Raw genomic sequence first — 15,220 nt, 5'->3', positions numbered from 1 at the left:
TTTGAATTATGCCTTTGACAATAGCCTCCAGAGTTAGGATGGTAGCGCTCACATAGCAAGATTCCCGCGGGGTGGCGGGTAATGGGAGGGATAATGTTGCGTTACGGGAAAGCGGGTCTGGTTGGGCTTGCGGGTTTGCTGGTTGCGGCCTGTGCGGCGGGTCAGTCAGGTCCGCCAGCAAGCGCGGTGGCAGGCACTTCAGCCGGCGCGGCTGGCGGGTCCGGCATTGCCCATCCGCAGGACTGGCCTGCCTACGATTATCCGGTTCAGACCCCCCCGCAGGATGAAGCGCGCATCGCCGATCTGCTGGCGCGCATGACGCTGGAGGAAAAGATCGGCCAGCTGGTTCAGGCCGATCTGTGCTGCGTCACGCCCGACGACGTGCGCGACTATAATCTGGGATCGGTGCTGAATGGCGGCAACAGCGGGCCTTATGGCAATGACCTGGCACCCGCATCAGACTGGCTGCGGCTGGCGGACGAGTTCTACACTGCATCTGTCGACAGGTCCGATGGCGGCGTGGGCATTCCGGTCATCTGGGGCACTGATGCCGTGCATGGCCATGCGAATATCATCGGCGCAACCGTGTTCCCGCACAACATTGGCCTTGGCGCGATGCGCGATGTGGAACTGATAGAGCGAATCGGTGCAGCCACCGCCGCTGAAGTGCGCGTGACGGGGCAGGAATGGACCTTTGCCCCCACGGTGGCGGTGCCGCAGGATTTCCGCTGGGGCCGCGCTTACGAAGGCTATTCCTCAAACCCGGCGCTGGTTGCCTCCTATGTCGGCGCGATGGTGCGCGGGCTGCAGGGGCCACCCGGAAATCAGGACCTGCTGGCAGGCCCCCATGTGCTGGCATCCACCAAGCATTTCCTGGCCGATGGCGGCACCGACAACGGCACCGACCAGGGCGATTCAAGTATCGATGAGACAGAGCTGCGCGAGATCCACGGCGCACCTTACGGGCCGGCCATTGCCGAAGGCGTCTCCACTGTCATGGCCAGCTTCTCCAGCTGGCAGGGCGTGAAGATGACCGGCAATGAAAGCCTGCTTACTGGTGTGCTGAAGGATCGCATGGATTTCGGCGGCTTTACCGTATCGGACTGGAACGCCCACGGGCAGGTGGCGGGGTGCACCAATGAAAGCTGCCCGCAGGCGCTGCTGGCGGGTATCGACATGTATATGGCGCCCGATAGCTGGCGGCCGATCTACAATGATCTGCTGACCCGTGCCCACGCAGGTGAGCTGCCGATGGCGCGCATTGACGACGCGGTGTCCCGTATCCTGCGGGTCAAGGCACGGCTTGGCCTGCTTGACGCACCGCGCCCCTCGCAGCGCTATCTTTCCGGCCAGTATGATGTTCTGGGCGCGCCGGAGCACCGCGCCCTGGCGCGTGAGGCAGTGCGCAAGTCGATGGTCCTGCTGCGCAATGACGGCGTGCTGCCGCTGGCCCCCGGCGGGCGGCTGCTTGTGGCTGGCGAAGGGGCGGATGACATTGCCCGCCAGTCTGGCGGCTGGACGCTCAGCTGGCAGGGCACGGGCCTGACGAACGACCTGTTCCCCGGCGCAACGTCGATCTGGGCGGGCCTGCAACACGGCGTGGAAAGCGCCGGTGGCAGTGCGGAACTTTCCCCCGATGGCAGCTTCACCCAGCGGCCCGATGCCGCGGTAGTGGTGTTTGGCGAGCGGCCCTATGCCGAGTTTCAGGGCGACCGCGCCACGCTGGCACTCGATAGCGACCTGACCGGTCCCTATGCCACCATGCAGCGCCTGCGTGAGCAGGGCATTCCGGTGGTGGCGCTGATGATCACCGGCCGCCCGCTATATGTGAATGAAGCGCTCAATTCCGCCGATGCCTTCGTGGTGGCGTGGCTGCCGGGCAGCGAAGGCGCAGGCGTGGCGGATGTGTTGCTGGGCGATAGCGCAGGCAATGCGCGCTTCGACTTCACCGGCAAACTGCCCGCTGCCTGGCCGCGCACGCCCGATATGGCGGACGGTGCCCTGTTCGATTTCGGCTATGGCCTGACCTATGCCAGCGCGCCCACCGCGTGGGAGACGCTGCCGCTGGTGGCCACTGGCGAGGTGGGGGACAGCCGCGTGTGGTTCTCCGAAGGTGTGCCCGCTGCGGCCTGGTCGCTGCATATTGCCGACCCCGGCCAGCCCGGCAGCCAGACGCGCATCACCACCGTTCCGGCAGAGGCGCTGGATGGCCGCGCCCGCATTACCGCAGTCAACCACGTGGTGCAGGAAGGCGCGCGGCGGTTCGATATCGCATCGGGCGAAGCGGCCATTTCGGTCAGCACGTTTGAGCCGATCGACATCACGCGAGAGACCAATGCCGATATCATGCTGCTGTTCACGGTGAAGGTGGACCGGGCCGCCGAATGGTCCGGTATCGCCATGACCAGCGGCGGCACCAACAGGGCCGTCAGCACCGCAATGCTGCCGGTGACCGAAGGCTATGTGCGCTATGGCCTCCCGCTGAAATGCCTGCGAGACAAGGGGATAGACATGGCCAATGTCTCTGCCCCCTTCATCCTGGCGACCGAGGGCGGGGCCGATGTTTCGCTGGCCGAAGTGCGGCTGGGCATGGATGCGGAGCAGATCCTGCCATGCTCGTGATGCGGCCCGGTTCGTGACACCGATTGAGGAGATCGCCGCCTGCGATGGCCCTGCGTTCGAGCGGGATTATCGCCCGCAATACCGCCCGCTGGTGATCCGCGGCCTGGCCCGCGAATGGCCGATTGTGCAGGCGGGGCTGAAATCGCCGGAAGCGGCGCTGAGCATGATAGAGCAGCTCGACAGCGGCGCGCCGACGGACATCATGCTGGCCCCGGAATCGGAGCACGGGCGGTTCTTCTATTCGCCCGATCTGCGCGGCTTCAATTTCCGCCGCGAGCGCCTGTCGCTGTCCGGCCTCGCGCAGCATCTGCGCACCATCGCGGGCGATCCGGCGCCGATCGGAATTTATGCCGGGGCCACTTCAACCGCCACCCACCTGCCCGGCTTCGACCAGCGCAATCCCTTGCCGCTGGTGGCGGACATGCAGGCAATCGCGCGCATCTGGCTGGGCAATGCCACGCAGGTTGCCACCCATTTCGACCTGTCAGACAACTTCGCCGTGGTGGCAGTGGGCAGGCGGCGCTTCACGCTGTTTCCGCCGGAGCAGACCGGGAACCTCTATGTCGGCCCGCTCAATGTCACGCTGGCGGGCCAGCCGGTCAGCATGGTCGATCCGCTTGCGCCCGATCTGGAGCGCTATCCGCGCTATGCCACGGCTCTGGAGACCGCCCTGTTCGTGGATCTGGAGGCGGGCGATGCAATCTATATTCCCACCTTGTGGTGGCACCATGTGGAGGCCAGCGCGCCGATCAATGTGCTGATGAATTACTGGCACAACGATGTCGCTCGTGGTGGCGGTTTCCTGGCGCTGGTGCATGCGATGATGGCCATTCGCGACCTGCCCCTGCCGCAGCGACAGGCCTGGCGCGCGTGGTTCGATCACATGGTGTTTGGCGAGGATGCCGCCGGAGCGGCCGACCACCTGCCACTGCACGCGCGCGGAGTGAACGGCCCGCCCTCACCCGAACGCAGCGAAATGATCCGCCGTTTCGTGATGCAGGTACTGGGCACCAGCTGACCGCTTTGCAGGCCTCGCCCGTTCGCCGGGATCAAGCGCAATCCCGGCGAGTAAGTCCTGCTGCCATCAATGCGCTGACTGCGCCTCGGCCTCCCGAACGGGTGCCTTGCGACCTGCCGCCACGGCAAAGCCGCACAGCAGCAGGTAGCAGGCGCCGGGCAGCACCAGCGCGGTGACCAGTCCCGACATATCGGACAGCACGCCAACCAGCAGCGGGATGAACGCGCCGCCCACGATGGCGGTGCACAGCAGGCCCGATGTGGCCTGCTCGCTGGCGGTGGAGCGTTCCAGCGTCAGGGTGAAGATCACCGGGAACATGATCGAATTGAAAAGGCCGATAGACAGCGCGACATAGCCCGCGCTGATGCCGCCAACGCTCACCACGTAGAAACACATCAGCGCGGCAATGGCGGTGAAGATCGCCAGCAACCGGGCCGCATTGAAACGCGCCAGCAGCAGTGATCCGACCGCCCGGCCAACCATCGCGCCGCCCCAGTAGAAGGACACGGACTTGCCCGCCTGCTCCAGCGGAATGCCCCAGATACCGTCCGAATTGAGGAACAGCGCCATCTGCGTGCCGATGGCCACTTCCGCGCCGACGTAGAGGAAGATCGCCGCCCCGCCCAGCAGCGCCCAGCGGCTGGAGAAAGCATCGCCGATCATGGCGACGATGCCCATGGTCTGCACTGGCGGCGGCGCTGCGGCGGCCACTGTCTTGCGGCTGAGGAAGAAGAAGGCGAGCAGCAGGATCAGCAGCCCGCAAATCCAGAAATAGGCCTTGTCGATACCCATCAGCGCGGCATCGCGCACTTCGTCCGAAACCAGCGAGCCTTCCTTCACTTCCAGCCCTTCCAGGAACAGCACCGCGCCAAGATACGGGCCGATGAATGTGCCGAAGGAATTGAAGGTCTGCGCCAGTGTAAGGCGGAAATGGCTGTGTTTGGGATCGCCCAGCGCGGCGGCGAGCGGATTGGCCGCCACCTGCAAGATGGTGATGCCGCTGGCGAGCACGAACAGACCGCCCAGCACCAGCGTGTAATTGGCGATATTGGCCGCGCCCAGCATGATCAGGCAGGCCGCCGCCATTGTCGCCAGCGCGATCAGGATGGCGGGCACCGCGCGCACTTTCGCAATCAGCACGGCGGCGGGGAAGGAGATCACGCCATAGGCGATGAAGAAGGCCGAGGCGGACAGCTGCGCCTCTGCGTTGGAGAGGGTGAAAATGCCTTTCACCGATGCCACCAGCGGATCGATCAGCGAGGTGATGAAACCCCAGGCAAAAAACAACGTGGTCACGGCAATGAACGCGGCGCGCACCGTAGGCTTGTTATCCATCAGACATTCTCCCCTGCCTGCCGCATTCTTGCAGCAGCACCGTTCCCGGCGTCCCTGTTATCGTATTTCCCCGGAGTGGGAATAGGGCCCGATCACCAAGCCGGTGAATAGTCCGGCGTGAATGGAGGCGAGCGGCTCGACGTTCAGCCCATTCCCCAGCCCATTCCCCGGCCCATTCCCCGGCCCATTACCCAGCCTGTTCCACCCCTCATCGCCCGCCATGCGCCAGCTCAGCTGCGCCTCGCCGCCATTGAGCTGGAGGCGCAGTTCCACCGCTCCTGCTCGGCCCATGGGCGCACGCGCGACCACTTCGCCGCGCTGGTCTTGTGCAGCATCGGTGCGCAGGCGGGCGACCATCTGGCGTTCGCCCCGTTCGCCGGCCACCTGCTCGATCCCGAAGGCGAGGAAATGCGCCTCGTCCATGAAGGCCAGCAGCCCGGCAAATTCGCCATCAGCAGCGGGATTGAAGTCGAGCTTCGTGGTTACCTGGGCCGCATGGTGGCGCAGGCGGCGACCGGTGAAGGCAGGGTGGGCAAGGCTTCCGGCGGCATCCTTGCCGGTGATGACCCACAAGCTGCTTTCAGCATGGTCTTGCCCGATTTGCTGCACCGGTCCGGGTGTCCTGATGCCGATCCATTCGGCGGACAGGCGATCCTGATCGAAGTCATCGCGCCAGTGCTGCCAGTCTGTTCCCGGTGACGGGGGCAGGTCTGGTGCGGCATTCACCGGCGGAACGGCGGCGCCCGGCGGCAGGAACAGCGGCCAGCCATCCTCCCAGCTGACCGGCAGCAGATAAGTCTCGCGCCCCAGCAAGGTGGATTGGCCCGCGAACGGCCGCGTGGCCAGGAACACGCCCCACCAGCTGCCGTCATCCAGCTGCACCAGATCGGCATGGCCGGTGGCCTCCACCCTGTCAGGCCGATCGGCGGGCAGGTCACGCTGCGTCAGAATCGGATTGACGGGACCGGGTTCGTAAGGCCCGGTGACGGAGCGCGAGCGGTAAATGGTCTGCGAATGCTGGTCTGCCGTGCCGCCTTCGGCTGCCAGCAGGTAATAGTACTCGCCCACGCGGTAGATATGCGGTCCTTCGGCCCACACCGGCTGCGCAGCCAGATCAACGCCGCCGTCGACCAGCAGAATCCGCTCCCCCACGAACGCGCTGGTCTGCGGATTGAATTGCTGGAGCCACAACGCGCGGTGGCCGTCATACTGCGGCTGGCCGGGAGGCGCGTCATTATAGACGATCCAGCTGCGCCCGTCTTCGCCGAAGAACAGCGAGGGATCGATCCCGTCAAACGGCAGCCACACCGGGTCCGACCACGGACCCGACGGATCGTCCGCCGTGATCATGAAATTGCCGCGGCAATCGATGCAGGTGTTGAGGATGAAGAAGCGCCCGTCATGATGGGTGATGGCCGGAGCGAACAATCCGCGATTCGTTCCCAGACCGGAAAAATCGACCTGGCCGGGACGGTCGATCGCATGGCCAGCCAGCTGCCAGTTCACCAGATCGCGGCTGTGGAATATCGGCAGGCCGGGAAACCATGAGAAGGTGGAAGTGACGAGGTAGAAGTCATCCCCCACCCGCGTGATCGAGGGATCGGGGTGGAAACCGGGCAGAATCGGATTGCGATAGGAACCAGCGGGCACGGGCAGCTCGTCTTCCAGCGCCTGATACTCGACATAATCGAAGCGCGCCGTGGTGCCGGCCAGCGCAGGAAATGCCCCGCTCAGCGATGTCACGACCATCAACAGCTTAAACAAATTACCAAACATCGGAATATCTCCCCCTGCCAGCGGCCTTTATCCTTGCCCCTTGCCAACACCGCCCTTATGGTAGCGCTATCAGTGGAGAGGGCAAGCATCGGCAATGGCCGGCGAAATAAAAGACATTCTGCCCGGGGATTTTGCTTCGGGCCATTTCATCGGCCGTGCACAGGGGCCTGATGGTCCGTGCGTGATCGCCATTCGCGGTGGTCGCCTGTTCGACCTGACGCAGGACGTGGCCAGCATCAGCGGCGCGGTGGCGCGCAGGATATTCACCGGCGGGCGCGATATCGGCAGCGTGGAGGATGGCCTGCCAGACGGCTGGTCGCTGCTCTCGCCTGTCGATCTGCAATGTATCAAGGCCAGCGGCGTCACCTTTGCACTTTCCGCCATTGAGCGGGTGATTGAGGAGCGCGCGCGCGGCGATGCAGCAACGGCGGCGAAAATCCGCGCCTCGCTGGAGGAAAAGGTGGGCGCGGGGATTCGCTCTGTCGTGCCCGGCAGTCATGAGGCGGCGGAACTCAAGGCGGTGCTGATCGCCGAAGGCATGTGGTCGCAATATCTGGAGGTCGCGATCGGCCCCGATGCGGAGATATTCTCCAAATCGCCGGTCCTGTCCTCCGTCGGTCATGGCGCGCTGATCGGTGTGCGATCCGATTCGAGCTGGAACAATCCCGAACCCGAAGTGGTGCTGGTGTGCGATGCGCACGGCGAAGTGGTGGGCGTGACGCTGGGCAATGACGTCAACCTGCGCGATTTCGAAGGGCGCTCTGCCCTGCTGCTGTCAAAGGCCAAGGACAACACCGCATCCTGCGCGCTGGGGCCGTTCATCCGCCTGTTCGACGATGGCTTCACCATGGATGACGTGCGCCAGGCCAATGTCGACCTGCTGATCGAGGGGCCGGAGGGCTACCGGCTCGAGGGCACCAATGTGATGGCCCAGATCAGCCGCGACCCGCTTGACCTGGTCAGCCAGGCACAATCCGAACATCATTATCCCGATGGCTTCGTGCTGTTTTGCGGCACCTTGTTTGCGCCCACACAGGACCGCGATCAGCCCGGCGCCGGCTTCACCCACAAGATCGGCGACATTGTCACAATATCTTCGCGCCGGATCGGCACGTTGCGCAATGAAGTGACCACTTCGCGCGATGCGCCGGCCTGGACCTTCGGCATTGCCGAATTTGCGCGCAACCTGGCCGCGCGCGGCCTCATCGACAGGATCTGAGCTTCATGACCAACCGCACCCTCTCCCATTACATCGGCGGCGAATTCGTCGGCGCCAGCGATGCGCTGGAAAGCATCAACCCGTCCGACACCAGCGACGTTGTGGCGCGCTTCCCCGATGGCAGCCCGGATGATGTGGCCGCCGCCGTGGCCGCCGCCAAGGCCGCACAGCCCGGCTGGGCCGATGCCTCGCCCGAAGTACGCTCTGACCTGCTGGAAAAGGTCGCATCCGCGCTGTTCGCCCGCTCCGCCGAACTGGGCGAGCTGCTTGCCCGCGAAGAAGGCAAGTTGCGCGGCGAGGGGATTGGCGAGACACTGCGCGCCGCGCGCATCTTCCGCTATTTTGCCGGGGAAGCGCTGCGCCGTCACGGGCTGACGCTGGAATCGACCCGCCCCGGCCTGGATGTTGCCACCCACCGCGAAGCGCTGGGCGTTGTCGGCCTGATCACCCCGTGGAACTTCCCCATCGCCATCCCGGCATGGAAGGCCGCCCCGGCGATGGCCTTTGGCAATTCGGTGGTGCTGAAAGCCGCCAATATCACGCCGACCATGGCCTATGCGCTGGCGGAAATCATTCATGAGGCGGGCATTCCCGCCGGCGTGTTCAACCTGGTGCTGGGCCGCGGCGATGTGGGCCGCGCGATTGTCGATCATCCCGATGTGGCCGCGATCAGCTTTACCGGCAGCCAGGGCGTGGGCGCGCAGGTTGGCGTCAATGCCATGGCCCGCCAGGCGCGCGTACAGATGGAAATGGGCGGCAAGAACCCGCTGGTGGTGCTGAATGATGCCGATCTGGTCAAGGCGGTGGCGATTGCTGCCGATGGCGGCTTCTTCCAGACCGGCCAGCGGTGCACCGCATCCAGCCGGGTGATCGTGGAAGACGGCATTCACGATGCCTTTGTCGAAGCCCTGGCCCAGCGTGGCCGCGCGCTGAAAGTGGGCGCGGCGATGGACCCCGATACGCAGGTTGGTCCCGCGGCGAGCGAGGCCCAGCTGGAGCAGAACTTCCGCTATGTGGCGATTGCCTGCGAAGAAGGCGGCCGTCTGGCTGGCGGCGGTGACAAGGTGGAATGCGCCACGCAGGGCTATTTCATGCAGCCCACCGTGATCGCCGACACCGATCCTGACATGCGCATCAACAACGAGGAGGTGTTCGGCCCCGTCGTCTCGACCGTGCGGGTGAAGAATTATGACGAGGCGCTGGAAATCGCCAATCGCGGCAATTTCGGCCTGTCCTCCGGCATCGTGACCAACAGCCTCAAATATGCGCGGCACTTCCGCAAGAATGTGCGCGCAGGGATGGTCATGATCAATCTGCCAACCGCCGGGGTCGATTATCACGTCCCCTTCGGCGGCTCTCGCGGGTCCAGCTACGGGCCGCGCGAACAGGGATTTGCTGCGGTGGAATTCTACACCCAGATCAAGACAGTTTACACAGGAGACTGAGCCAGATGGCACAGGGGGTTTTACAGCCAGTGGTACAAGGGGCGATCTACCCCAGTCTGGCCGGGAAGAAGATTATCGTAAGTGGCGGCGGTTCGGGCATTGGCGAAGGCATCGTCGAAGGCTTTGTGCGCCAGGGCGCCGCTGTCGCCTTCGTGGATGTGCAGGACCAGCCGAGCGAGGCGCTGGTTGCGCGCATGGCCGATGCGGCAATCCCGCCGGTCTATGCCCATTGCGACGTTACCGACTGCGCCGACTACGAAGCCCGCATAACCGATCTGATCTCGCGGCTTGGCGGCTGCGATGTGCTGGTCAACAATGCCGCCAACGATGACCGGCACGAGATTGCCGACGTCACGCCCGAATATTGGGATGATCGCATGGGGGTGAACCTCAAGCATCAGTTCTTCGCCGCCAAGACGGTGGCACCCGCCATGCGCGCGGCGGGCGGCGGCAGCATCATCAATCTGGGATCGATCAGCTGGCACCTGGGGTTGGAGAGCCTGACCATTTACCAGACCGCCAAGGCCGCGATCGAGGGGCTGACCCGCAGTCTGGCGCGCGAGCTGGGGCGCGACAATATCCGCGTCAATGCGATCATCCCCGGCAATGTGCAAACGCCGCGGCAGATGAAATGGTATTCGCCCGAAGGCGAGGCAGAGATTGTGGCGGCACAATGCCTGGATGGCCGTATCCAGCCGGTGGATATCGCCGCCATGGCGTTGTTCCTGGCGTCCGATGACGCCCGCTTCTGCACCGCGCATAATTACTGGGTGGATGCCGGATGGCGGTAACCACCCCTGTTCGCGCTGTCCTGGATGCGGGCAGCAAGCTGGGTGAAGGCGTTGTATGGGACGCCGCGCGCCAGATCGTATGGTTCGTCGACATCAAGCAGCACCGGCTGTGGCATTTCGATCCGGCCAATGGCAGCAATGCCATGGCGGTGGCACCGGGCCAGATCGGCTGGGCCTTGCCGGCAGAGGGCGGCCTGCTGCTGTGCGGTTTGCAGGATGGCCTGTACACTTTCGATCCCACCAGCCAGCGCTTTGACAAGCTGATGGACGTGCCGGGGGAACCTGCCGGAAATCGGCTCAACGATGCCTGCACCGATCCGTGGGGCCGCGTGTGGTTCGGATCGATGGATGATAGCGAGCAGCAGGCCTCTGGCCGCTTCTATGTCTTCGATCGCGGCAATATCCGCGCCGCCGGGCCCGGTGGCATCACCATCACCAACGGCCCCGCCGTCAGCCCCTCTGGCGACCGGATCTATTTCACCGATACCACCGCGCAGAAGATCATGGTGGCAGACCTTTCGCGCGATGGCGTGGGCGAGGCGCGGCCCTTTGCCGATACTGGCGCGCTGTTCCCCGATGCCTATCCCGATGGGCCGGTCGTAGATGCCGAGGACCACGTGTGGACCGGGCTTTATCTGGGATCGCACGTGGCGCGCTTTTCTCCCGATGGCGAACTGGTGGACCAGATTGAAATGCCCGCGCGCGACATCACCAAGATGGGCTTTGGCGGGCCGGACCTGCGCACCGCCTATGTCACCACGGCAACCAAGAACATGGAGGAAGCCGACATGCAGCAATACCCGCTGGCAGGAAGCCTGTTCGCATTCGATGCGCCGGTGGCCGGTTTCGCCGCCGCTGCGGTGAAACTGGGATGAGATATCTGGCCGCATCCGCCGCGCTGGCCGCTATGCTTGCAGCAGGTGCCGCCCATGCCGCTCCGCAGCCGGGTGCTGCTTATGGCGATCACATGGTGCTGCAACGCGGACAGCCGATCATGATTGAAGGCACTGCCGGGGGCGGGGCACAGGTCACCGGCACTCTGGACGGTGAAACGCAGCGTACGCGGGCCGATTTCCAAGGCGTGTTCCGCCTCACCTTCTCCGCCCGCGAAGGCAGCACAGATCCGCTCACGCTGACTTTGCGCGATGCCAGCGGCGAAACTGCGATTGGCGATATACTGATCGGCGATGTCTGGCTGTGTTCGGGCCAGTCCAACATGGAGCTTTCGGTCGCCCGCGCGCTCAACAGTTATAATGAGCTACGCCTCTCTCCCGATGAGAACATGCGTCTGCTGATGGTGCCCAAGTTCACCGCCGCAGCCCCGCGCCGCGAATTTGGCGAGCCAGCCGCATGGCATGCCGCCACGCCAGAAACGGTCGAGCCTTTCTCCGCCGCCTGCTTCTACATGGCCAAGAAGCTGCGCGCCGATAATGGCGTGCCGGTTGGCCTGATCCATTCGAACTGGGGCGGGTCTGCCGCCAGTTCATGGCTCAGCCCCGATCATGTGCGAACGATGTTTGGCCAGGCCGCGCTGGATCAGCTGCAACTGTATGATCATGATCCGCTGGCCGCCGCGCAGGCCTTCGTGCCGCAATGGTATGACTGGTGGCGCGCCAATGACAATGGCAATGAACCGTGGACCAATCCGGACATGCTGGAATGGGCCGACATCCCCAAATTCTCCTTCTGGAATGAATGGCGCGGCACGGGGCTGGACACCCAGCCCGCCGCCAATGTCTGGCTACGCCAGAGCTTCACCCTCACGGCAGAGCAGGCGCGCGGCGAAGGCACCTTGTCCATCGGCGCGATCGACGATCTCGACCTGACATGGGTCAACGGCCACCCGGTCGGTTACACGTTCGGCTGGGGTGTCGAGCGGAATTACCGCGTGCCGGCGGAATATCTGCACGAAGGCGAGAATGAAGTGCTGATCGTGGCCAGCAACAACTGGGACACGGGCGGATTTTTCGCCGGGCCGGAGCGGCTGTTCTTTGCAAGCGCAGGCGGTGACACGGTCCCGCTGGGGGCTGACTGGGAATATTCCATCGGCGCCATTGCGGACATGCCGCCGCGCGCGCCATGGGATGGCATCGCCGGACTTGGCGTGATGCACAATTACATGATCGCCCCGCTTGGCCCCATGCGGCTGGCAGGCGTCGCCTGGTATCAGGGTGAGAGCGATGTCGGCCCGGCAGGATATGCGGACAAGCTGCACGCGCTGTTTGACGGATGGCGCGGCCAGTTCGGCGATCAGGCGCGCATGCTGGTGGTGCAACTGGCCGATTACGGCACGCGCACCAGCCAGCCGGTCGCGTCCGGCTGGGCAGACCTGCGCGAGGAACAGCGCCAGGCCGTTCTGGCCGATGGCAATGCCGCGCTGGTGACCGCCATCGATCTGGGCGAGCCTTCGGATATTCACCCGGCCAACAAGAATGTGCTGGGCCTGCGCATGGCGCTGGCGGCCGAGGGCGTGGCCCTGCCGCAGCCCGAAAGCGCCGCCCTTGATGGTGACAGCATCACGGTGACATTCAGCGGTGTGGTAGGCGGCCTGCAAGCCTATAGCGGCCCCTTTCCGCTGGGCGTGGAACTGTGCGGGGATAGTCAGGAAACCTGCCGCTTCGTGCTGGCCCGCCCGCACGGCAACCAGCTGCTGATCAGCGCCGATGGACTTCCCGCCACCCGCGTTCGTCATGGCTGGGCCGATGCGCCCGTGGTCAATCTGTACGATGCGCGGGACATTGCCGTGCCCGCCTTCGAATTGGAGATCGTCCAGTGATGATGGACCGGCGCAGGCTTCTGGCCGGTACTGCCACCGGCGCTCTGGCGCTGACACTGCCGCTGGGACTGGTCGGCTGCATGGCAGCGGATGAGAGCTCCGCCGCCGCCGCCGATTTCATCACCGTGGACGGCCAGCGCCTGCTGCGCGGGGGCGAGCCTTATCGCATCGTCGGCGCCAATCTGTGGTATGCCGCATGGCTGGGTGCCGATGCCGATTACGGAGACCGCGCACGGCTGATGCGTGAGCTGGACCGGTTGCAGGCGCTGGGCATCAACAATCTGCGCATCATGGCCGCAGCCGAGGAAGGCCCGCTCAACAATTCCATCAAGCCCGGCTTCACCCATCCTGACGGCAGCGCCAATGTGGCGATGTTCGAAGGACTGGATTTCGCGATGGCGGAAATTGCCAAGCGGGACATGACGGCGGTGCTGGTGCTGTCCAATTTCTGGGAATGGTCGGGCGGACTGCAAACGCTGCTTCAGCGCGTGACGGGGCAGTATATGGACATGGGCGATCCGGCCCATCCGTGGCCCGAATTTGCCGATGCCACTGCGGAGTTTTACGCCAATGCAGACGCGGTGGCGCTGTATCACGCGCATCTGCGCGACATGGTCAGCCGCACCAATTCCATCACCGGCACCACCTATGCCGATGACCCTGCGATCATGAGCTGGCAGCTTGCCAATGAACCGCGCCCCGGCGGCAGCGATGCGGCTATCGCCAGGAATGGCGAGGCCTATCTGGCGTGGATTTCCGGCACTGCCGAACTGATCCGCTCGCTCGATGCCAATCACCTCGTGTCACTGGGGCAGGAGGGGACGCAGGCGACCAATGGCAGTGAGGAGCTGGTGGCACTGGCGCATGCGCAGATCGATTATGTCACCGCGCATATCTGGCCGCTCAACTGGGGCTGGGTTTCGGGCGATGATCTGGCGGGCACATGGCCTGCCGCGCAGGAACTGGTGAGCGCCTATCTCGCCACGCACACCAGCATTGCCACCGGTCTGAACAAGCCGCTGCTGGTGGAGGAGTTCGGCTTTCCCCGCGACGGTGAGGCCTATTCGCCCGAAGCGACTACCAATTTCCGCCAGCTCTATTATCGCACCATCTATGATGCGGTGGAAGCAAGCTGGCGCGATGGCGGCCCTTTGCAGGGCAGCAATTTCTGGGCCTGGAACGGAGAAGCGCGCGCCGCCCATCCGGACTTCCATTTCCGCGATGGCGACCGCGCCTACATGGGCGATCCGCCGCATGAACCGCAGGGCTGGTATGGCAATTTTGACAGCGATGCCGCCATGCTCGGCCTTATCCGTGACCATGTGCGCGCCAAATGCCGCGGCCTGACGGAGCCATGCCCGGCCTGACACTGCGCGCTGGTGACTGGCAAGCAGGAGTGCTGCCCGCTGTCGGCGGCGCCTTGAGCCACCTCAGTTTTCGCGGCGTGGATATCTTGCGCACCATGCCGCCGCAATCGGGCGATGTGCTGCAAGCCGCCTGCTTCCCGCTCGTCCCCTATTGCAACCGCATCCGCGATGCCGCCTTCGAATGGCAGGAGCAGGCGGTGCAATTGCCGCATAATTTCATGCCAGAAACCAGCAGCCTGCACGGCCTTGGCTGGCAGGAGGAATGGCAGGTTACCGGCGGGCGCGACTTCAAGATCGCCATGGTCCACAATCACGCCGGTTCAGGACCGGCCCGGTGGAATGGGCAGTCGGATCAATGGCCGTGGGCCTATGAGGCGGAACAGCGCATCCGGCTGGGGCCAAAAGGCTGCGCGATCAGCCTGACGCTGACCAATCGCTCCAATATTCCCATGCCTGCCGGGCTTGGCCTGCATCCCTACTTCCGTCGCCGCGCGGGAAGCCGCGTGCAGTTCCATGCAGACGGCATGCTGATGGTGGACGATGCGCTGATCCCGACCGGGGAGATCGCCCCGCCCGCGCTGTATGGTGACTGGGAGAATGGCAGCGCCCTGCCCGCAAGCACCATCGACCACTGCTTTTCAGGCTGGAACGGTTCTGCGGTGATCACCGACGATCTGGGCACGATCACGCTGGCCGCGCGCGGCGCGCCGTTCCTGCATCTTTATGCCCCCGCCGATGGCAGCGCCCTGTGTCTGGAGCCGGTCAGCCATGCGCCCGATGCGTTGAATCAGGACCCCGGCGGCATCACCGCCCTGCCGCCAGCCTGCTCGGCAACGCTGCAATTGTGGATCGGCGCTGACGCCTGACGCGC

At 64.6% G+C, this 15,220-nt stretch carries 11 protein-coding genes; 9 read left to right on the top strand and 2 right to left on the bottom strand.

Annotation, left to right across the window (positions count from 1 at the left end):
* The first annotated feature begins 186 nt into the window (after positions 1-186).
* Both ABDZ98_RS02805 and ABDZ98_RS02800 read left to right on the top strand, forming a co-directional pair.
* Positions 187-2,622: a glycoside hydrolase family 3 protein gene (locus ABDZ98_RS02805; RefSeq protein ID WP_337190164.1), complete on the top strand. Its 2,436-nt coding sequence runs from the start codon at positions 187-189 to the stop codon at positions 2,620-2,622.
* Entirely contained in the window at positions 2,594-3,640 is a 1,047-nt protein-coding gene (locus tag ABDZ98_RS02800) for a cupin-like domain-containing protein (protein ID WP_160590312.1), read from the top strand. Before ABDZ98_RS02805 ends, ABDZ98_RS02800 begins: the two co-directional genes overlap by 29 nt.
* 66 nt (positions 3,641-3,706) lie before the next feature.
* Here ABDZ98_RS02800 and ABDZ98_RS02795 read toward each other — a convergent pair whose 3' ends face one another.
* Positions 3,707-4,975: an MFS transporter gene (locus ABDZ98_RS02795; RefSeq protein ID WP_160590315.1), complete on the bottom strand. Its 1,269-nt coding sequence runs from the start codon at positions 4,973-4,975 to the stop codon at positions 3,707-3,709.
* Between the two features lie 57 nt (positions 4,976-5,032).
* Complete coding sequence (locus ABDZ98_RS02790; protein ID WP_237437412.1) at positions 5,033-6,751, bottom strand: glycoside hydrolase family 43 protein; 1,719 nt, start codon at positions 6,749-6,751, stop codon at positions 5,033-5,035.
* A 94-nt stretch (positions 6,752-6,845) separates the two neighbouring features.
* Here ABDZ98_RS02790 and ABDZ98_RS02785 point away from each other — a divergent pair, with 94 nt between their 5' ends.
* The 7 genes from ABDZ98_RS02785 to ABDZ98_RS02755 are packed head-to-tail and all read left to right on the top strand — an operon-like array spanning position 6,846 to position 15,215.
* Positions 6,846-7,970 (top strand): fumarylacetoacetate hydrolase family protein, encoded by a 1,125-nt coding sequence (locus tag ABDZ98_RS02785; RefSeq protein ID WP_160590320.1) that lies wholly within the window; start codon positions 6,846-6,848, stop codon positions 7,968-7,970.
* A 5-nt stretch (positions 7,971-7,975) separates the two neighbouring features.
* Complete coding sequence (locus ABDZ98_RS02780; protein ID WP_160590322.1) at positions 7,976-9,415, top strand: aldehyde dehydrogenase family protein; 1,440 nt, start codon at positions 7,976-7,978, stop codon at positions 9,413-9,415.
* Between the two features lie 5 nt (positions 9,416-9,420).
* Positions 9,421-10,206 carry a D-xylose 1-dehydrogenase gene (gene xylB / locus ABDZ98_RS02775; RefSeq protein ID WP_160590324.1) on the top strand — a complete coding sequence of 262 codons (786 nt, stop codon included), beginning with the start codon at positions 9,421-9,423 and terminating at the stop codon, positions 10,204-10,206.
* Entirely contained in the window at positions 10,197-11,081 is an 885-nt protein-coding gene (locus ABDZ98_RS02770) for an SMP-30/gluconolactonase/LRE family protein (protein ID WP_160590326.1), read from the top strand. The genes xylB and ABDZ98_RS02770 overlap by 10 nt, the downstream gene beginning before the upstream one ends.
* Positions 11,078-12,982, top strand: a complete 1,905-nt coding sequence (locus ABDZ98_RS02765) for a sialate O-acetylesterase (RefSeq protein ID WP_237437413.1) — start codon at positions 11,078-11,080, stop codon at positions 12,980-12,982. The genes ABDZ98_RS02770 and ABDZ98_RS02765 overlap by 4 nt, the downstream gene beginning before the upstream one ends.
* Positions 12,982-14,349, top strand: coding sequence for a glycoside hydrolase 5 family protein (locus ABDZ98_RS02760; RefSeq protein WP_202385959.1), 1,368 nt, complete (start codon positions 12,982-12,984; stop codon positions 14,347-14,349). Before ABDZ98_RS02765 ends, ABDZ98_RS02760 begins: the two co-directional genes overlap by 1 nt.
* Positions 14,337-15,215, top strand: coding sequence for an aldose 1-epimerase (locus tag ABDZ98_RS02755; protein ID WP_237437414.1), 879 nt, complete (start codon positions 14,337-14,339; stop codon positions 15,213-15,215). Before ABDZ98_RS02760 ends, ABDZ98_RS02755 begins: the two co-directional genes overlap by 13 nt.
* Positions 15,216-15,220 lie beyond the last annotated feature (5 nt).

It is taken from the genome of Alteraurantiacibacter aestuarii (genome assembly GCF_039523595.1).
Classification (GTDB): Bacteria; Pseudomonadota; Alphaproteobacteria; order Sphingomonadales; family Sphingomonadaceae; genus Alteraurantiacibacter; species Alteraurantiacibacter aestuarii.
This window is presented reverse-complemented; position numbering and strand designations above follow the sequence as displayed.